At 59.8% G+C, this 19,369-nt stretch carries 18 protein-coding genes; 11 read left to right on the top strand and 7 right to left on the bottom strand.

Translation table 11 applies throughout. The annotated features are described in order from the left end of the window. Window positions 1-110: 110 nt before the first annotated feature. Both typA and thiI read right to left on the bottom strand, forming a co-directional pair. Entirely contained in the window at window positions 111-1,931 is a 1,821-nt protein-coding gene (typA, locus tag RB216_RS01635; protein ID WP_025859468.1) for a translational GTPase TypA, read from the bottom strand. 139 nt (window positions 1,932-2,070) lie between these two features. Further along, window positions 2,071-3,525, bottom strand: a complete 1,455-nt coding sequence (gene thiI, locus RB216_RS01630) for a tRNA uracil 4-sulfurtransferase ThiI (RefSeq protein WP_028615376.1) — start codon at window positions 3,523-3,525, stop codon at window positions 2,071-2,073. 334 nt (window positions 3,526-3,859) lie between these two features. On the opposite strand from thiI, the gene glnA reads away from it, so the two are divergent. The 5 genes from glnA to ntrC all read left to right on the top strand — a co-directional run bounded on the left by glnA (window position 3,860) and on the right by ntrC (window position 9,244). Beyond that, the gene (gene glnA, locus RB216_RS01625; protein ID WP_016979133.1) at window positions 3,860-5,266 is read left to right on the top strand and encodes a type I glutamate--ammonia ligase; all 1,407 of its coding nucleotides are present in this window, start codon (window positions 3,860-3,862) and stop codon (window positions 5,264-5,266) included. A 133-nt stretch (window positions 5,267-5,399) separates the two neighbouring features. Continuing rightward, window positions 5,400-5,936: a chorismate mutase gene (locus RB216_RS01620; protein ID WP_068936362.1), complete on the top strand. Its 537-nt coding sequence runs from the start codon at window positions 5,400-5,402 to the stop codon at window positions 5,934-5,936. A 77-nt stretch (window positions 5,937-6,013) separates the two neighbouring features. Then, a complete protein-coding gene (locus tag RB216_RS01615; RefSeq protein WP_308908241.1) occupies window positions 6,014-6,439 on the top strand; it encodes a cupin domain-containing protein in 426 nt (141 codons plus the stop codon). 286 nt (window positions 6,440-6,725) lie between these two features. Then, window positions 6,726-7,811 carry a nitrogen regulation protein NR(II) gene (glnL, locus tag RB216_RS01610; RefSeq protein WP_016979130.1) on the top strand — a complete coding sequence of 362 codons (1,086 nt, stop codon included), beginning with the start codon at window positions 6,726-6,728 and terminating at the stop codon, window positions 7,809-7,811. Then, window positions 7,808-9,244 (top strand): nitrogen regulation protein NR(I), encoded by a 1,437-nt coding sequence (ntrC, locus tag RB216_RS01605; RefSeq protein WP_003218003.1) that lies wholly within the window; start codon window positions 7,808-7,810, stop codon window positions 9,242-9,244. Before glnL ends, ntrC begins: the two co-directional genes overlap by 4 nt. Before the next feature lie 537 nt (window positions 9,245-9,781). On the opposite strand, the gene RB216_RS01600 is transcribed toward ntrC, so the two are convergent. Further along, entirely contained in the window at window positions 9,782-10,222 is a 441-nt protein-coding gene (locus RB216_RS01600) for a hypothetical protein (protein WP_028615373.1), read from the bottom strand. Here RB216_RS01600 and RB216_RS01595 point away from each other — a divergent pair. After that, window positions 10,221-10,676, top strand: a complete 456-nt coding sequence (locus RB216_RS01595) for a tRNA (cytidine(34)-2'-O)-methyltransferase (protein ID WP_010213874.1) — start codon at window positions 10,221-10,223, stop codon at window positions 10,674-10,676. The genes RB216_RS01600 and RB216_RS01595 overlap by 2 nt on opposite strands. 121 nt (window positions 10,677-10,797) lie before the next feature. Here the strand turns inward: RB216_RS01595 and secB are convergent, their stop codons facing one another. From secB to RB216_RS01580, 3 genes are read right to left on the bottom strand one after another with little or no spacing between them, the layout of a single operon-like run. Next, entirely contained in the window at window positions 10,798-11,277 is a 480-nt protein-coding gene (secB, locus tag RB216_RS01590) for a protein-export chaperone SecB (protein WP_016979126.1), read from the bottom strand. 41 nt (window positions 11,278-11,318) lie between these two features. Beyond that, window positions 11,319-11,573 (bottom strand): glutaredoxin 3, encoded by a 255-nt coding sequence (gene grxC / locus RB216_RS01585; protein ID WP_016979125.1) that lies wholly within the window; start codon window positions 11,571-11,573, stop codon window positions 11,319-11,321. Between the two features lies 1 nt (window position 11,574). Beyond that, the gene (locus tag RB216_RS01580; protein ID WP_010213877.1) at window positions 11,575-11,988 is read right to left on the bottom strand and encodes a rhodanese-like domain-containing protein; all 414 of its coding nucleotides are present in this window, start codon (window positions 11,986-11,988) and stop codon (window positions 11,575-11,577) included. A 151-nt stretch (window positions 11,989-12,139) separates the two neighbouring features. Between RB216_RS01580 and gpmI the strand changes: the two genes are divergently transcribed. From gpmI to RB216_RS01555, 5 genes are all read left to right on the top strand, one after another. After that, window positions 12,140-13,666 carry a 2,3-bisphosphoglycerate-independent phosphoglycerate mutase gene (gpmI, locus tag RB216_RS01575; protein WP_068936358.1) on the top strand — a complete coding sequence of 509 codons (1,527 nt, stop codon included), beginning with the start codon at window positions 12,140-12,142 and terminating at the stop codon, window positions 13,664-13,666. Between the two features lie 138 nt (window positions 13,667-13,804). Continuing rightward, window positions 13,805-15,100 carry a murein hydrolase activator EnvC family protein gene (locus RB216_RS01570; RefSeq protein WP_122554718.1) on the top strand — a complete coding sequence of 432 codons (1,296 nt, stop codon included), beginning with the start codon at window positions 13,805-13,807 and terminating at the stop codon, window positions 15,098-15,100. Between the two features lie 30 nt (window positions 15,101-15,130). Further along, on the top strand, window positions 15,131-16,447 hold the full coding sequence (locus RB216_RS01565; RefSeq protein ID WP_028615370.1) for a S41 family peptidase: 1,317 nt from the start codon (window positions 15,131-15,133) through the stop codon (window positions 16,445-16,447). 1 nt (window position 16,448) lies between these two features. Beyond that, window positions 16,449-17,222: a divergent polysaccharide deacetylase family protein gene (locus RB216_RS01560; RefSeq protein ID WP_068935632.1), complete on the top strand. Its 774-nt coding sequence runs from the start codon at window positions 16,449-16,451 to the stop codon at window positions 17,220-17,222. A 99-nt stretch (window positions 17,223-17,321) separates the two neighbouring features. Further along, window positions 17,322-18,596 (top strand): Vps62-related protein, encoded by a 1,275-nt coding sequence (locus RB216_RS01555; RefSeq protein WP_122685739.1) that lies wholly within the window; start codon window positions 17,322-17,324, stop codon window positions 18,594-18,596. Here RB216_RS01555 and RB216_RS01550 read toward each other — a convergent pair. Then, the gene (locus tag RB216_RS01550) at window positions 18,549-19,304 is read right to left on the bottom strand and encodes a substrate-binding periplasmic protein (protein WP_068935628.1); all 756 of its coding nucleotides are present in this window, start codon (window positions 19,302-19,304) and stop codon (window positions 18,549-18,551) included. The two genes, RB216_RS01555 and RB216_RS01550, sit on opposite strands and share 48 nt — an antisense overlap. Window positions 19,305-19,369: the final 65 nt, after the last annotated feature.

The following is a 19,369-nucleotide window of genomic DNA, read 5'->3' as shown; positions in this document are numbered from 1 at the left end:
GCGGGGCAAGCCCGCTCACCACAACAAGCGGGCTCACCAGAAAAATCCAGGCACAAAAAAACGCCCCCGGCCTTTCGACCGGGGGCGTTTTTCATTCAGCCTGAGTTAACTCAGTTCTTGGCTTTCTTGGCAGCGCGGGTACGCTCGCCTTCGTCCAGGATCTTCTTACGCAGGCGGATCGACTTAGGCGTGACTTCGCACAGCTCGTCGTCCTGGATGAATTCCAGGGCCTGTTCCAGGGTGAAGCGAACAGGTGGAACCAGAGCGATGGTTTCGTCTTTGCCCGAAGCACGCATGTTGTCGAGCTTCTTGCCTTTGGTTGGGTTGACGCCCATGTCGTTATCACGGCTGTTCAGACCAACGATCTGACCGTTGTAGATCTCTTGACCGTGTTCAACGAACAGCTTGCCACGTGCCTGGAGGGTTTCCAGGGAGTAGGTCAGCGCCTTGCCGGTTTCTACCGATACCAGAACACCGTTCTGACGGCCGGACATGTCGCCGGACTTCATGGTGTCGTAGCGATCGAAGATCGAGGTCAGGATGCCAGCACCGTTGGTCAGCGTCAGGAACTGGTTACGGAAACCGATCAGACCACGCGCAGGGATGTTGTATTCCAGACGCACACGGCCTTTGCCATCCGGCACCATGTTGGTCAGGTCGCCTTTACGCAGGCCCATCTCTTCCATCACCTTGCCCTGGGATTCTTCCGGGGTGTCGATGGTGACGTTTTCGAACGGTTCCTGCTTCACGCCGTCAACCTGACGGATGATCACTTCTGGACGACCAACGCCCATTTCGAAGCCTTCGCGACGCATGGTTTCGATCAGTACCGAGAGGTGCAGCTCACCACGGCCGGAAACCTTGAACTTGTCAGCCGAGTCGCCTTCTTCAACGCGCAGAGCAACGTTGTACAGCAGCTCTTTGTCCAGACGCTCCTTGATGTTACGGGAGGTCACGAACTTGCCTTCTTTACCGCAGAAAGGCGAGTCGTTTACCTGGAAGGTCATGGAAACGGTTGGCTCGTCAACGGTCAGAGGCTTCATCGCTTCTACCGCGTCCGGGTGGCACAGGGTGTCGGAGATGAACAGAGAGTCCATACCGCTGATGCACACGATGTCGCCAGCTGCAGCTTCTTCAACGTCGATACGGTGCAGACCGTGGTGACCCATCAGCTTCAGGATACGACCGTTGCGCTTCTTGCCGTCGGCGCCGATAGCGACAACCGGGGTGTTCGGCTTGACGCGACCACGAGCGATACGGCCAACGCCGATAACACCCAGGAAGCTGTTGTAGTCCAGTGCCGAGATCTGCATCTGGAACGGACCTTCACGGTCAACAGCCGGCGCAGGTACGTTGTCGACGATCGACTGGTACAGCGGGGTCATGTCTTCAGCCATGTCGGTGTGGTCCAGACCGGCAATGCCGTTCAGGGCCGAGGCGTAGACGACTTTGAAGTCCAGCTGTTCTTCGGTGGCACCCAGGTTGTCGAACAGGTCGAAGATCTGGTCCAGAACCCAGTCCGGACGCGCGCCTGGACGGTCAACCTTGTTGATGCACACGATCGGACGCAGGCCGGCTTCGAAAGCCTTCTTGGTCACGAAACGGGTTTGCGGCATAGGGCCGTCTTGAGCGTCAACCAGCAGCAGAACGGAGTCAACCATCGACATTACGCGTTCTACTTCGCCGCCGAAGTCGGCGTGGCCCGGGGTATCCACGATGTTGATGTGGTAGCCGTTCCAGTTGATAGCGGTGTTTTTAGCCAGGATGGTAATACCGCGCTCTTTTTCCTGGTCGTTGGAGTCCATCACGCGCTCGTCGTTGAGCTCGTTGCGCTCCAGGGTGCCGGATTGACGCAGGAGTTTGTCTACCAGGGTGGTTTTACCATGGTCAACGTGAGCAATGATGGCGATGTTACGTAGATTTTCGATCACTTGTGTATCTCGATCAGAGGATTCGGTGTGCTGACAGGTCGTGGCAGCGATTAACAGTAGAGTCAGGCCTTGCCGTTACAGCTTGACGGCAGAGTCGGGGGGCCGGTGACGCAGGCCACAGGCAAACAGCCCCGGGCTCTTAGCTCGGTCGATAAACGCGCACATTGGCATGCCCCTCACTGAGCAAATGGTGGGCATGCAGGCGACTCATCACGCCTTTGTCGCAATACAGCAGGTACTGACGGCTGTTATCCAGTTCCTTGAAACGCGCGTTCAGTGCATAGAACGGCAGCGTTTGTACGTCGATGCCGGCGATGTCCAGCGGCTCATCCTCAGCGGCATCCGGGTGACGGATGTCGATGACGATCTGGCCGGCCAGGGCTTCGCTGACTTCTTCGATCTTGATGTCCTGGCCCAGTTCGTCAATAACACGATCGATCGGGACCAGCTTGGCGTTCTCGAGCGCACGCTCCAGAATCGCCATGTCGAATTCTTTCTCTTCATGCTCCACGCGATGACGCTTGGCGTGGGTCTTGGGGTTCACCGAGATGACCCCGCAGTACTCAGGCATGTGCTTGGCGAAGTCGGCGGTGCCGATTTCTTCTGCCAGGTCGATGATGTCCTGCTTGTGGCTGGCGATCAGTGGGCGCAACACCAGCTTCTCGGTGACGCAGTCGATGATCGACAGGTTCGGCAGCGTCTGACTGGACACCTGGGAGATCGCCTCGCCGGTCACCAGCGCGTCGATCTGCAAGCGGTCGGCAATCTGCGACGCGGCGCGCAACATCATACGCTTCAATACCACGCCCATATGACCGTTATCGACTTTGCCGAGAATTTCGCCCAGCACTTCTTCGAACGGTACGCTCACAAATAGCACGCGTTGGGAGCTGCCGTACTTCTTCCAGATAAAGTGCGCGACTTCCATCACGCCCAATTCATGTGCACGCCCGCCCAGGTTAAAGAAGCAGAAGTGGCTCATCAGGCCACGGCGCATGATCTGGTAAGCGGCAACCGTGGAATCGAAACCGCCGGACATCAAGACCAGGGTCTGTTCCAGGGCGCCCAACGGGTAGCCGCCGATACTGTTGTGCTGGCTGTGGATCACAAACAACCGTTGGTCGCGAATTTCCATGCGCACTTCAATTTGCGGCGCTTTCAGGGAAATTCCGGCAGCGCCGCACTCGCGACGCAGCTTGCTACCGACGTATTTCTCGACATCCATCGAGCTGAAAGTGTGCTTGCCGGCACGCTTGCAGCGCACCGAAAAGATCTTGCCTTCAAGCTCACTGCCGTAGTGCTGTTTGCACTTCTCGGTGATGTCGTCGAAGTCGCCCAGCGGGTACTCATCCACCTGCAGGAAATGCGCGATGCCCGGCATGCAGCTCAGGCGCTCGGTCATGTCCTTCAAGGCTTTGGGCTCGGTGACACGGGTTTCCAGCTCGAGGTTGTCCCACACGCCGTTCACCACCACAGCCGGGTCCAGATCGCGGAGCACGGCACGGATGTTCTTGGCCAACTGACGGATGAAACGCGTCCGTACCGGTCGGCTCTTGATGGTGATCTCGGGGAAGACTTTAACGATTAATTTCATGGAAACAGCGCGCGCCGGGCCTGCTGAAAAAGGGGGGCGCGGATTATAGCGGAAATCGCTCAAGGTTTAACCAGTTAATATGCATCGCAAGCGCAACGCACTAAAGAGGTGCATTTGTGCGCCTTTGCGCTACATTGCGGTGCGCTATTTTTGGGCTTTTGTCGCAATGCACCTTTATAGGGGCGTTTTTGGAGTAGAAAACCCATGTTGGCGCACTGGCATGCAATTTGCTCTCTTGTGAGGCAGGTTGCCATGGCGGACTATCCGCGCCGGCATCACCCACATTCTAAGGGCTAACTCCACTACCCCAGCCCGAAGCCACCCGGAGGACACTATGTCGAAGTCGGTTCAACTCATCAAAGATCATGACGTTAAATGGATTGATCTGCGCTTCACGGACACCAAAGGCACTCAGCACCACGTGACCATGCCGGCTCGCGACGCGCTGGATGAAGCTTTCTTCGAAGAAGGCAAAATGTTCGACGGTTCCTCCATCGCTGGCTGGAAAGGCATCGAAGCCTCCGACATGATCCTGATGCCGGACGACAGCACTGCCGTACTCGACCCGTTCACCGAAGAGCCGACCCTGATCCTGGTCTGCGACGTGATCGAGCCTTCGACCATGCAAGGCTACGACCGCGACCCACGTGCGATCGCCAAGCGTGCCGAGGAATACCTGAAGTCCACCGGTATCGGTGACACCGTATTCGTAGGCCCAGAGCCAGAATTCTTCATCTTCGACCAAGTGAAGTTCAAGTCCGACATCTCCGGCTCCATGTTCAAGATCTACTCCGAACAAGGCTCCTGGATGTCCGACCAAGACGTGGAAGGCGGCAACCATGGCCACCGTCCAGGTATCAAAGGTGGCTACTTCCCAGTTCCGCCGTTCGACCACGACCACGAAATCCGTACCTCCATGTGCAACGCCATGGAAGACATGGGCCTGGTCATCGAAGTGCACCACCACGAAGTGGCCACTGCCGGTCAGAACGAAATCGGTGTGAAGTTCAACACCCTGGTTGCCAAGGCTGACGAAGTACAGACCCTGAAGTACTGCGTACACAACACTGCAGTCGCTTACGGCCGTACCGCTACCTTCATGCCTAAGCCACTGTACGGCGATAACGGTTCGGGTATGCACGTTCACCTGTCCATCGCCAAAGATGGCAAGAACACCTTCGCTGGCGAAGGTTATGCCGGCCTGTCCGACACTGCCCTGTACTTCATCGGCGGTATCATCAAGCACGGTAAGGCCCTGAACGGCTTCACCAACCCGTCGACCAACTCCTACAAGCGTCTGGTCCCAGGTTTCGAAGCACCGGTAATGCTGGCCTACTCGGCGCGCAACCGTTCCGCTTCGATCCGTATTCCTTACGTGTCCAGCCCTCGCGCTCGCCGTATCGAAGCCCGCTTCCCGGATCCAGCAGCCAACCCGTACCTGGCCTTCGCTGCCCTGGTAATGGCCGGCCTGGACGGTATCCAGAACAAGATCCACCCAGGCGACGCCGCCGACAAAAACTTGTACGACCTGCCGCCTGAAGAGGCCAAAGAGATCCCACAAGTGTGCGGCAGCCTGAAAGAAGCCCTGGAAGAGCTGGACAAGGGCCGTGCGTTCCTGACCAAAGGCGGCGTGTTCAGCGACGACTTCATCGACGCTTACATCGGCCTGAAAAGCGAAGAAGAAATCAAGGTTCGCACCTTCGTACACCCACTGGAATACGAGCTGTACTACAGCTGCTGATCCGGTAGCGCTGCTTCCTTGAGAGCGGCGTGACGAAAAAGACCTCCCCGGGAGGTCTTTTTTTTGCCTGACATAAAAGCCTGGCACCTTCACTATTGAGGCCTCGCCCAACAGCCCGACAAGGAAACCGACCTTGAACCTCCGAATCGCCTTTGCCCTGCTATTGATCAGCACCAACGCCTCTGCGGCGCCCGCCACGCTCGCCCCGCTGCTCAACAGCATCGCCGAACGCCTGGAGATCGCCGACCAGGTAGCCCTGAGCAAATGGGACAGCCACAAGCCGGTAGAGGACAAAAAGCGCGAACAAGAAGTGATCGCCAGCGTCGTCGCCCAGGCACCGAGCTACAAATTGGCGCCTGCCGCCGTCGAGCAGTTTTTCTCGGCGCAGATCGAGGCGAACAAACTGGTGCAGTACACCCATCTGTCAGACTGGCAGTTCCAGGGCAAGGCACCTGACGATCCGCGCCCGGACCTGGTGAAACAGATCCGCCCGCAGTTGGACGAATTGCAAAAACGCCTGCTGCAGCAATTGGCCGACTTCACCCCGCAGCGCACCGATCCACAGTGCCCACAATGGCTGGCCGAAGCCGTGCATGAGCCGCTGAACGATCCGCTGCGTCAACTGGCGATGATCCGAGCCACGGCCGAGCTCTGCGTTCGACCTACCTGATTTGAGGAACCGTCCTGCATCATCGCCTGGGCCGACAGCCATAGCCTGAGCGTTCACTCAATGAACAGGATGGAACCATGGACACCTTCAGGTGCTTGATCGCTGCTACGGTAGGTTTGTCGTTGCTGGGCTGCGGCACGCAGGTAAAGGCTGCGGCACAGATCGAGAAAGAGGTTTTGCTTGAACGCAGCGAGTCGTGGGATGGCACACCCTACAAAGCCTACCCCTCCGGCCCGCCGCAGCTCACGCTGATTCGCCTGAAGATCCCTGCGCGCACGCAACTGCCATGGCACACCCACCCCATGCCCAACGCCGCCTACATCGTTTCAGGTGAGTTGACCGTCGAGGCCCGCAGCAGTGGGGCTACGCGCACCTTGAGGCAAGGCCAAACCCTGGCCGAGATGGTGGGCACCGAGCATCGCGGCGTCACCGGAGACACCCCGGTGGAGCTTTTGGTGTTTTATGCGGGCACACCGGGCATGTCGCTGTCAGAGCAACACTGACCCTCACGGACCGTTTTCACCCGCCTTGAAAGCGGTCCGCTTACCACTTCCTGAACAACCTTCACAAAACCGCACTATATTGGTGCGATAGGCTGCACCCTACCCACCTGTCCAGCCCATTTTGGTTCGAAACTTCCCGAGCGAGCTGGCAGAACGCCACAGTTTCGCGCCTAAAACCCCCATTTCAGGGCTTGGACGCTTCTTTTCGGAGCCTTGGTTTGGTTTTTGCATTTTCCTTGTATCAGCGTGTGCCTCAAGCCCGCGCCTTGCTCCAAAAGAGGTCCTGATGACCATCAGCGATGCACTGCACCGATTGCTACTCGACAACCTGACCACCGCGACCATCCTGCTCAATGACGACCTGCGTCTTGAGTACATGAACCCGGCGGCGGAGATGCTCCTGGCCATCAGCGGCCAGCGCAGCCATGGGCAGTTCATCAGCGAATTGTTCACCGAGTCGGCCGAAGCCTTGAGTTCGTTGCGCCAGGCGGTGGAGCAGGCGCACCCGTTCACCAAGCGCGAAGCGATGCTCACGGCGCTTACAGGCCAGACGCTGACCGTCGATTACGCCGTGACCCCGATCCTGAGCAACGGCGCCACCCTGCTGTTGCTGGAAGTGCACCCCCGCGACCGCCTGCTGCGCATCACCAAGGAGGAAGCGCAGCTATCCAAGCAGGAGACCAGCAAGATGTTGGTGCGCGGGCTGGCCCATGAGATCAAGAACCCACTCGGCGGCATCCGTGGCGCGGCCCAATTGCTGGCCCGCGAGCTGCCGGACGAGAATCTCAAGGACTACACCAACGTCATCATCGAAGAGGCCGACCGCCTGCGTAACCTGGTGGACCGCATGCTCGGCTCCAACAAGCTGCCGTCGCTGGCGATGACCAACGTGCACGAAGTGCTGGAGCGTGTCTGCCAACTGGTCGAGGCGGAAAGCCAAGGCTGCATCACCTTGGTGCGCGACTACGACCCAAGCATTCCCGACGTATTGATCGACCGCGAACAGATGATCCAGGCGGTACTCAATATCGTGCGCAACGCCATGCAGGCCATCAGCAGCCAGAACGAACTGCGCCTGGGCCGCATCAGCCTGCGCACCCGCGCCCTGCGCCAGTTCACCATCGGCCACGTGCGCCATCGCCTGGTGACCAAGGTCGAGATCATCGACAACGGTCCGGGCATTCCTGCGGAACTCCAGGAAACCATTTTCTTTCCCATGGTCAGTGGCCGCCCGGACGGTACCGGGCTGGGCCTGGCCATTACCCAGAACATCATCAGCCAGCATCAGGGCCTGATCGAATGTGAGAGCCATCCTGGCCACACCACCTTCTCGATCTTTCTGCCACTGGAACAAGGAGCCCCATCGACATGAGCCGTAGTGAAACTGTCTGGATCGTCGATGACGACCGTTCTATCCGCTGGGTCCTCGAGAAAGCCTTGCAACAGGAAGGCATGACCACCCAGAGTTTCGACAGCGCCGACGGCGTGATGAGCCGCCTGGCGCGCCAGCAGCCCGACGTGATCATCTCCGACATCCGCATGCCCGGCGCCAGTGGCCTGGACCTGCTGGCGCGCATCCGCGAACAGCACCCGCGCCTGCCGGTGATCATCATGACCGCGCACTCGGACCTGGACAGCGCTGTCGCGTCCTATCAGGGCGGAGCCTTTGAATACCTGCCCAAGCCGTTCGACGTGGACGAGGCGGTGGCGCTGGTCAAGCGCGCCAACCAGCACGCCCAGGAACAGCAGAACCAGGAAGCCCCGCCGGCCCTGACCCGTACCCCGGAAATCATCGGCGAAGCGCCGGCGATGCAGGAAGTGTTTCGCGCCATCGGGCGCTTGAGCCATTCCAACATCACCGTGCTGATCAACGGCGAATCGGGCACCGGTAAAGAACTGGTCGCCCATGCACTGCACCGCCACAGCCCACGGGCGGCCTCGCCGTTCATTGCGTTGAACATGGCGGCGATTCCCAAGGACCTGATGGAATCCGAGCTGTTTGGCCATGAAAAAGGCGCGTTCACTGGCGCAGCCAACCTGCGCCGCGGCCGCTTTGAACAGGCGGACGGCGGCACGCTGTTCCTCGATGAAATCGGCGACATGCCGGCCGACACCCAAACCCGCTTGCTGCGGGTGCTGGCGGACGGTGAGTTCTATCGCGTGGGCGGGCACACGCCGGTCAAGGTGGATGTGCGCATCATCGCGGCGACCCACCAGAATCTGGAAACCTTGGTCCACGCGGGTAAATTCCGTGAGGACTTGTTCCATCGCCTCAACGTAATCCGCATTCACATTCCACGGATGTCAGACCGTCGCGAAGACATTCCGACCCTGGCCCGCCATTTCCTCAGCCGCGCTGCCCAGGAGCTGGCGGTCGAGCCGAAACTGCTGAAAAGCGAGACCGAGGAATACCTGAAGAACCTGCCGTGGCCTGGCAACGTGCGCCAACTGGAGAACACCTGCCGCTGGATCACGGTGATGGCGTCCGGGCGCGAAGTGCACATCAGCGACCTGCCGCCGGAGCTGTTGAGCCTGCCGCAGGACTCCGCCCCTGTGACCAACTGGGAGCAGGCTTTGCGCCAATGGGCCGACCAGGCACTGGCACGCGGTCAGTCGAACCTGCTGGACAGCGCCGTGCCGGCGTTCGAGCGGATCATGATCGAGACGGCACTCAAGCACACTGCCGGCCGCCGGCGTGATGCTGCAGTGTTGCTGGGGTGGGGCCGTAATACCTTGACGCGCAAGATCAAGGAGCTGGGGATGAAGGTGGACGGTGGGGATGATGATGAGGGTGATGAGGGCTGATCACCCATCCTTGATCCACTGAACATCCCCTGTGGGAGCGGGCTTGCTCGCGATAGCACCGTGTCAGTCACCCGATGTATGGCTGACACACCGCCATCGCAGGCAAGCCAGCTCCCACAGTTGTTTTGTGTTGGACCCAAGACTGTGCACCGCTTCAATGCACCATGAACCGGCATCGGGCACGAATCCAAAGCCCGAAACTACAGCCTCGTAGAAAAGAACCTAAAAGCCAAAAACACCAAAGCCCCGTAATCCGGGGCTTTGCGCTATTTGAAGAATTTTTTTGGCACAACTCGACGAGTCTGGCACGCGCCCTGCAATAACCCTTGTACAACCCAGTTTCGGGGACCTTGGTACAGGCAGGCCGAGAATCCCCTCTTTAACACCGAAGCCCTTAAGGCTTCACCCCGTTTTGGGAGCCCTGGTACAGGCAGGCCGGGAACTCCCTTCTTTACACCCGGGGCTTATGTGGCACAGCGCCCATAGCTCCAACCCGTTTTGGGGACCTTGGTACAGGCAGGCCGGGGATTCCCTCTTTTATTGCTCTTGGAGATGGATCTCCAGCCGCCAGCGGCCGTCAGCCTCCTCTCCTTTCCATTCCCCGCGCAACGGCCGAGCCGCGACCAGGTTTAACAACAGGCCGCCGTCGGTCTTGCGCACACGCCAGTTCACATCCTTTTCATTGACCTTGAGTTGCCCACTGGCTGCCGTGCCTTGCGCGTCGAACAGCAGCGCCACGGTGCCGTCGATATGCTCGCCGTGCAGCTTGGGCTCGCTGTTGAACCACACCACCACGCCGTCCGCCGCAGTCTCGACCTGTTGCAATTCGACCGGGTCCGGGGTGGTCAGTCGGCCGATCATCAGGCCCACCATCAAGCCAACAATTGCCAAAGAGCCCATGACCCGCGGCATAAGCTTCGGCCTTGGGTCCTCTTCGGAGGTAGAATGCAGCGCATCTTTGCCTTCGGAGCCGTGCATGTTTCACGTCATCCTTTTTCAACCAGAAATTCCGCCGAATACCGGCAACGTTATCAGGCTGTGCGCCAACAGTGGCTGCCACCTGCATTTGATCGAGCCTTTGGGCTTCGACATGGACGACAAGCGCCTGCGCCGTGCCGGTTTGGACTACCACGAGTACGCCACGCTCAAGCGCCACGCCGACCTGGCCAGCTGCCTGGAAAGCCTGGGGCACCCGCGGCTGTTCGCGTTCACCACCAAGGGCTCGCAGCCGTTCCATGATGTCAGCTTTGCCGAAGGCGACGCCTTCCTGTTCGGCCCGGAAAGCCGGGGCCTGCCGGCCGAGGTGCTTGACGCACTGCCGGACGGCCATCGTCTGCGTTTGCCGATGCGCGAGGGCTGCCGCAGCTTGAACCTGTCGAACACCGTTGCCGTCGCCGTTTACGAAGGCTGGCGCCAACTCGGCTTCAAATAACACCGCAAAACAAATGTGGGAGCGGGCTTGCTCGCGAAAGCAGTGTGTCAGTCACTGAAGATATCGACTGAAGTACCGCATTCGCGAGCAAGCCCGCTCCCACATTTTTTACCGCGTCGACTTATTGAACAGTCGACGAACCTTCACTTTGCATGCGCTGCAGCTCTTGAGCGTACAGGGCATCGAAGTTCACCGGAGCCAGCATCAGCGCAGGGAACGAGCCACGGGTGACCAGGCTGTCCAGGGTCTCACGGGCATAGGGGAACAGGATGTTCGGGCAGAACGCGCCCAGGGTGTGGCTCATGGACGCTTCGTCCAGGCCCTGGATCAGGAAGATACCGGCCTGTTGCACTTCAGCGATGAAGGCCACTTCTTCGCCGTTCTTGACCGTCACAGACAGGGTCAGCACCACTTCGTGGAAGTCGCCTTCCAGGGCTTTTTGGCGGGTGTTCAGGTCCAACGCAACGCTTGGGGTCCATTCCTGGCGGAAGATGGCCGGGCTTTTCGGCGCTTCGAACGACAGGTCACGCACGTAGATGCGCTGCAGCGAGAACTGTGGCGCTTGGGCTTCTGCAGCTTCGGTGTTCTGTTGGTCAGTCATCGCAGATCCTTGTGATCTTGGGGTCTTTTAGGGTTTAGGAGTCAGACGAGCAGCAGCGCATCGAGTTTACCGGCGCGCTCAAGGGCGAACAGGTCGTCGCAACCACCGATGTGCTTGGCGCCGATCCAGATCTGCGGCACGGACGTACGCCCCGCCTTCTGGGCCATTTCGGCGCGCACCTGGGGTTTGCCGTCGACCTTGATTTCTTCGAAGGCAACGCCCTTTTTCTCCAGCAGGGCCTTGGCCCGCATGCAGTAAGGGCACCAATCGCTGGAATACACGACAACCTGAGTCATATCACTTCACCAGCGGCAGGTTATCGGCGCGCCAGCTGCTGATGCCACCGGACAGCTTGGCAGCGGTGAAACCGGTCTTGAGCATTTCGCGGGCGTGGGTGCCGGCGTGCTGGCCTTGGGCATCGACCAGGATGATGGTCTTGGCCTTGTGCTTTTCCAGCTCGGCCAGGCGCGCGATCAGCTTGTCCTGCGGAATGTTCAGGGCACCGACGATGTGGCCGGTGGCGAAATCCTTGGCTGGGCGGATGTCCACGACAACGGCCTCGTCCTTGTTGACCAGCGCGGTCAGCTCCGCCGTGCTCAGGCTGCGGCCACCGCGGCTCAATTCGTGAGCGATCAGCAGCGCCAGCAGGATGACGAAGGCACCCACAAGCAGATAGTGGGCAGTGGCAAATGCAATCAGGTGATCAACCATCAAGGAGGTTCCAGGGCGTTAAAATGGCGGTAAGTATACACAGCCGTCAGGGGGGGCCAACCCCCGTAAAGCGGTGACGTGGTCGGAACTTCGCTTTAAACTGCCACTCCCTTTTCAATTGTCTTCCTTTATTACCGCCGCGAGAGGATCTATGACTACTACGCCTAAACCTTTGGTCCTGATAATTCTCGATGGCTTCGGACACAGTGAAAGCCACCACGACAACGCGGTATACGCGGCCAAGAAGCCGGTACTCGACCGCCTGACCGCCACCGTACCCAACGGCCTGATCTCCGGCTCGGGCATGGACGTAGGCCTGCCGGACGGCCAGATGGGCAACTCGGAAGTCGGCCACATGAACCTCGGCGCCGGACGAGTGGTATATCAAGACTTCACCCGTGTGACCAAAGCGATCCGCGATGGCGAGTTCTTCGAGAACCCGACCATCTGCGCCGCGGTAGACAAAGCAGTAGCCGCTGGCAAGGCCGTGCACTTCATGGGCTTGCTGTCCGATGGCGGCGTCCATAGCCACCAGGATCACTTGGTCGCCATGGCCGAACTGGCCTTCAAGCGCGGCGCCGACAAGATCTACCTGCACGCCTTCCTTGACGGCCGTGACACCCCGCCAAAAAGCGCGCAGTCGTCCATCGAACTGCTCGACGCCACTTTCGCCGCCCTCGGCAAAGGCCGCATCGCCAGCCTGGTGGGTCGTTACTTCGCCATGGACCGCGACAACCGCTGGGACCGCGTCGCCCAGGCCTACAACCTGATCGTCGACGGCCAGGCCGAATTCCACGCCGCCACCGCCCAGGAAGGCCTGGAAGCCGCCTACGCCCGTGGCGAAAGCGATGAATTCGTCAAAGCCACCGCCATTGGTGAGCCCGTGAAGGTAGAAGACGGCGACGCCGTAGTGTTCATGAACTTCCGCGCCGACCGCGCCCGCGAGCTGAGCCGCGTGTTTGTCGAAGACGGTTTCAAGGAGTTCGAACGCGCCCGCCAGCCGAAAGTGCAGTACGTGGGTCTCACCCAGTACGCCGCCAGCATCCCGGCCCCCGCCGCCTTTGCAGCAGGCACCTTGGATAACGTGCTGGGCGACTACCTGGCAAAAAACGGCAAGACCCAGCTGCGCATTGCCGAAACCGAAAAATATGCCCACGTGACCTTCTTCTTCTCCGGCGGCCGCGAAGAGCCATTCCCGGGCGAAGAACGCATCCTGATCCCATCGCCAAAGGTCGCCACCTACGACCTGCAGCCGGAAATGAGCGCGCCGGAAGTCACCGACAAGATCGTCGACGCCATCGAACACCAGCGTTACGACGTGATCGTGGTCAACTACGCCAACGGCGACATGGTCGGCCACAGCGGCAACCTGGAAGCCGCAACCAAGGCCGTGGAATGCCTGGACCTGTGCGTCGGCCGCATCGTCGATGCCCTGGAAAAGGTCGGCGGCGAAGCACTGATCACTGCAGACCACGGCAACTGCGAGCAGATGTCCGACGAATCCACCGGCCAGGCTCACACCGCTCACACCACCGAACCGGTACCGTTCATCTATGTCGGCAAGCGTGATTTCAAGGTGCGTGATGGCGGCGTGCTGGCGGATGTGGCGCCGACCATGCTGAAACTGATGGGGCTGGAGAAACCGGTGGAGATGACGGGGACTTCGATATTGGTTTAAACCTCTAAACCAACCGATTAAATCGCCCTAAACGGCTTTTTATGACGAACGCCTCAAAGCAGTTGGCTTTGAGGCGTTTTTTTTGCTGCGCTTGGCGGGCATACTAGGCCGTCCATTTCCCTGGTGTCGCCCGCCTCTATGCTTCGCGCCTTGATTACCCTTGCTCTTGTCTGCCTGCTCCAACCGGCGTTTGCCGATGAGCGCGCACAAACCCAACAACAGTTGGACGCTACGCGTCAGGACATTACCGAGCTGAAAAAACTGCTCGGCAAGCTCCAGGAAGAAAAATCCGGGGTGCAGAAAGATCTGCGCGGCACGGAAACCGAGATGGGCAAGCTGGAAAAGCAGGTCCAGGAGCTGCAAAAAGAATTAAAGAAGAGCGAGTCGGAACTGGAGCGACTCGACGCTGAGAAAAAAAAACTCCAGAGCGCACGCGTTGAACAGCAACGCCTGATCGCGATCCAGGCCCGTGCCGCCTACCAGAACGGCCGCCAGGAATACCTCAAGCTGCTGCTCAACCAGCAGAATCCTGAGAAATTCGCGCGCACCCTGACCTACTACGACTACCTGAGCAAGGCCCGCCTGGAGCAACTGAAAAGCTTCAATGAGACCCTGCGCCAGTTGGTCAACGTCGAACAGGAAATCGGCAACCAGCAATCCCAGCTGCAAGACCAGAAAGTCGCCCTCGACACCCAGCGCAACGAATTGGACAAGGTCCGCAAGGAACGCCAACTGGCCTTGGCCAAACTCAATGACGACGTAAAGGCCCGTGACGCCAAGCTGCAGGCCCGCGAGCAGGACCAGGCCGACCTGGCCAAAGTGCTCAAGACCATCGAAGAAACCCTGGCCCGCCAGGCACGCGAGGCCGAAGAAGCACGGCAGAAAGCGCTGATCGCCCAGCAGGAAGCCGAAAAAAAGCGTCAGCGTGAAGCTGAGCTGGCTGCCAGCTCGGACGCTCCGGCCCCGCGTAAACCGGCACATGCAGCCCCTGGCCCGCTGGTTTCCAGCGCCGGTGAGAACTTCGGCGGCCCTTTTGCTTCAGCTCGCGGCAAACTTCCATGGCCCGTTGATGGTCGATTACTGGCACGCTTTGGGGAAACCCGCGGCGACGACACCCGCGCGAAGTGGGATGGCGTGATGATCAGCGCCTCCGCCGGCAGCCAGGTGCACGCCGTCCACGGTGGGCGCGTGGTGTTTGCCGATTGGCTGCGCGGCGCCGGATTGTTGGTGATTCTTGACCACGGTAATGGCTATTTGAGCCTTTACGGCCACAATCAGACTTTACTCAAGTCGGCAGGTGACGTTGTAAAAGCCGGTGAATCCATCTCCACTGTCGGTAACAGTGGTGGCCAGGACACGCCGGCGCTGTACTTCGCTATTCGTCAGCAGGGTCGCCCGAGCGATCCTGCACAATGGTGCCGTTCCCAAGGATAGGGCTGCATCTACATTAGGAGTTCGTTCGACATGCTGCATTTGTCCCGCCTCACTTCGCTGGCCCTGACGATCGCCCTGGTGATCGGCGCGCCTCTGGCATTTGCCGACCAGGCTGCACCCGCCACAGCCGCGACCTCTGCCGCAACCACTAAGGCGCCGTTGCCGCTGGACGAGCTGCGCACCTTTGCCGAGGTCATGGACCGGATCAAAGCCGCCTATGTCGAACCCGTAGATGACAAGACCCTACTGGAAAATGCCATCAAGGGCATGCTCAGCAACCTCGACCCGCACTCCGCCTACCTGGGCCCGGAAGATTTCGCCGAGCTGCAGGAAAGCACCAGCGGTGAGTTCGGCGGGCTGGGTATTGAAGTCGGTTCCGAAGACGGCAACGTCAAGGTGGTCTCGCCGATTGATGACACTCCGGCGTCCAAGGCCGGTATCCAGGCCGGCGACTTCATCGTGAAGATCAACGGCCAGCCGACCCGTGGCCAGACCATGACCGAAGCCGTCGACAAGATGCGCGGGAAGATCGGCCAGAAAATCACCCTGACCCTGGTACGCGACGGCGGCAACCCGTTCGACGTGACGCTGACCCGCGCGACCATTGTGGTCAAAAGCGTGAAGAGCCAGCTGCTGGAGTCGGGCTACGGTTACATCCGCATCACCCAGTTCCAGGTCAAGACCGGCGACGAAGTGGCCAAGGCCCTGGCCAAGCTGCGCAAGGACAACGGCAAGAAGCTCAACGGCATCGTGCTCGACCTGCGTAACAACCCAGGCGGCGTGCTGCAGTCGGCGGTGGAAGTGGTCGACCATTTCATCACCAAGGGCCTGATCGTCTACACCAAGGGCCGTATCGCCAACTCCGAACTGCGCTTCTCGGCTACCGGCAACGACCTCAGCGAAAACGTGCCATTGGCCGTGCTGATCAACGGCGGCAGCGCCTCGGCTTCGGAGATCGTCGCCGGCGCCCTGCAAGACCAGAAACGCGGTGTATTGATGGGCACCACCAGCTTCGGCAAGGGCTCGGTACAAACCGTGCTGCCGCTGAACAACGAGCGCGCACTGAAAATCACCACCGCGCTGTACTACACGCCGAACGGTCGCTCGATCCAGGCCCAGGGCATCGTGCCGGACATCGAGGTGCGCAAGGCCAAGATCACCAACGAGATCGACAGCGAGTACTACAAAGAGGCAGACCTGCAAGGTCACTTGGGCAATGGCAACGGTGGCGCCGACCAGCCAACCGGTAGCAGCAAGAAAGCCAAGCCGATGCCGCAGGATGACGATTACCAGTTGGCCCAGGCGTTGAGCCTGCTCAAAGGCCTGAGCATCACACGCAGCCGTTGATATGCGTTTTGCCCTGATCATCGCTGTGCTGTGCAGCCTGGCCGGGGTCGCCCAAGCGACCTCAGCCGGCGAGCCTCACAAAGCCTACCTGACGCTCATCATCGACGACCTCGGGCAAAACCTGCCCCGGGACCGTCGCGTGCTGGCACTGCCTGGGCCTGTCACGACGGCGATCATGCCCGACACGCCCCACGCCGCCGAATTTGCCCGCGAAGCTCACAAGGCCGGCAAGATCGTGATCCTGCACATGCCCATGGACCCAGCCACCGGTCCGTTCGCCTGGCACCCCGAGTTGACCATCGAAGAACTGGGCAAGCGCCTGGACGCCGCTTTCAAGGCAGTGCCCTACACCGCCGGCATCAACAACCACATGGGCAGCCGCATGACCGCACAACCGGCTGCCATGGCCTGGCTGATGGCCGAGCTGCAACGGCGCAACAAGTTCTTTGTCGACAGCCGCACCAGCGCACAGACCGTCGCGGCGGCCGAAGCGCAGAAGATCGGCCTGGCCCACGTCTCGCGGGATGTGTTCCTGGATGACGAGCGCACCGAAGCAGCGATCACTACGCAATTGCAGACCGCAATCAAACTGGCGCACAAGCAGGGTTCAGCGGTGATGATCGGCCACCCTTATCCACAAACCCTGGCGGTGCTGGAGCGCGAGCTGCCCAAGCTCAAGGCCCAGGGCGTCGACTGGATTGATATCAAGTTGATGATCAGCGTGCGCAGCAATCGCGCCATGGCCGGTCACGGCAAAGATGGCATCTATCGCTAGATAGTTACCACTCACGCAGTTCCATGTTCCCGAATAGTGCGCGTACATGTGGCAAGAACGCCACGTCACGACAGTGCACTTTTGGCATCGGGAAAACCTATGGAACCGCTTAAGTACAAAGACCTGCTGATCAGCTTCACCACGGAATTCACCCAACTTTGGAATGACAAAGGCACTCGCGCCAAGCAGGCCGTGACCTTTTGGCGACCGAGCACGAGCGCCGACCACCTGACCCCGTTTTATTCCCTGGGCGACGTGGCGGTGGGTGACTACCAAAATATCAACCAGCACAAAATCGTCGCGGTAGTCAGCGAAGTGGACAAGGACAACGGCACGGCACTGCGCATGCCCGATGATTTCGAGTTGGTCTGGAAGCATTCGGGGCCAAGGGTAACGACTGCCTGCTCGGTCTGGCGGCCGATTGCACCGAATGGGTATGTGGCGATGGGGCTGGTGTGCGGTGTTGGCAATGACAAGCCGCCGCGCAGCACCCTGCGCTGTATCCGCGCAGATCTCGTGGTCGAATCCCAGGCTGATGCCTTGATCTGGAACGACAAAGGCAGTGGCGCTCTCACATCCTTCAGCGCCTGGACGGTTGCTCCCCCGCTGGCCTCTGCCGGAGAGGCGGTGCTTGCCCCCGGTACCTTTGCCGGGGCAGGTTCCTATACAAAACCGCGCTTACAACCAACGGCTTACGCCCTACGTATTGCGCTGACACTGCATTATCCCGCCTTACCGCCGGAACCGGCACACTGGCGTCCAGGGCCGGAGAGTGCACCCAGCGCTTATGAACTGCCATGGTTTACGGTAAAGGACGCTGAACTGAGCCCCGTGGAGCAACTGCAAAGCTCCCCGATCTACCGGCTGGAGAGGACCGACCGGCATGCCTTATTCGCCAGCGAGCGCAACGAAACAGACAGCAGCAAAATCGTCAATTGGCAGAGTCCAAAGGGGGAAAGCTATAATTATTCATTGCAACTCAAGACCCTGACCGGTATCGAGATATCCGGTGAATGGGCCGCGAATACCCCAGCATCCGCACTCAATTTCTCTGCCAGGCTCGACAGCGAGTTCACCCACGGTTCATCGACTCACGGCTGGGGAAATATGACGATCGTAGAGGTCATCGTCTATGTGCCCGCCAACCAATATGTCGACGCCTACATCACCAAGAGCAACTACACGTTGCTACGAAAGGACGGTAGCCAGTCAGGCCCCGAGCTGGGCTACTTCAGCGAGGTGAAGCTGCACTTTCACGAGCCTGCCGAACAGGTGCCCGCCCAGACTGTGGAACCCGAGGCCTTGCCACCTGCCGCTGAAACCACCTTAGAGGTAGCGACCCATGATGTCAGCGACAACACCCTCGTCCCGTAACTGATCCAGGGCCGCCTGTAGCTTGGCCACCAGTTCATCCGACACGTTCTTGTTCAGTGCCAGGTACAGCTCGGCACTGTTGAAGCGCAGCACGGTCTTGAGCCCGGTCACGCCCACCTGGCGCGCCAGGTAGCGGCCCGCGGGATCTCCGGTAGCCCACAGGTCGATTTGGCCATCCAGCAGTTTTTGCGCGTTGTCTTGATCGCGCAGAACCATCATTGGCTTGAGACCCTGTTTTTCAAGGGTCTCGGCAATAGCATCGCCTTTGTAGGCGCCGATCTTGTAGCGGCGCGCCTGTTCGAGGTCGTCGAGCTGGATCTTGCTGTCAGCCTTGGCCAGCAGCACCCAATCGTCCGGGCCGATGGGGCCGACCCATTTGAACAAGGCTTCGCGGTCCGGTAGGCGGGCCATCACGAACACGCCATAACCCGGTTTTTCCAGGGCGAGCTTGTAGATGCGCTCCCAAGGAAATCGCAGGGTGAGGTTGTAGGAAATGCCGGCGCGCTTGAAGGTTTCGCGCACGATGTCCACGGCGATGCCTTCGATGTTGTCTTCCTTGGCGAAGTTCTTGCCGTTTTTCGCCATGTTGTACGGCGGGAAGTTTTCCGTCAGCAACACCAGGGAAGTGTCAGACAGCTCCTCGGCGTGGGCTGGGCCCGCCAAAAGGATGGACGTACTGGCGAGGGCAAGCAGAAGATGTCTGAACATGAAGGGCGACCGGAATCCATGGCAAGCGCAAAGAGTGCCGCGCACTTGCCATGGTGTCCAGCAGC

The sequence above is a fragment of the Pseudomonas canadensis genome, assembly GCF_030980095.1.
GTDB classification, from domain to species: Bacteria; Pseudomonadota; Gammaproteobacteria; order Pseudomonadales; family Pseudomonadaceae; genus Aquipseudomonas; species Aquipseudomonas canadensis.
Note: the sequence above shows the minus strand (reverse complement) of the source record. Positions and strands in the feature narration are given on the sequence as shown.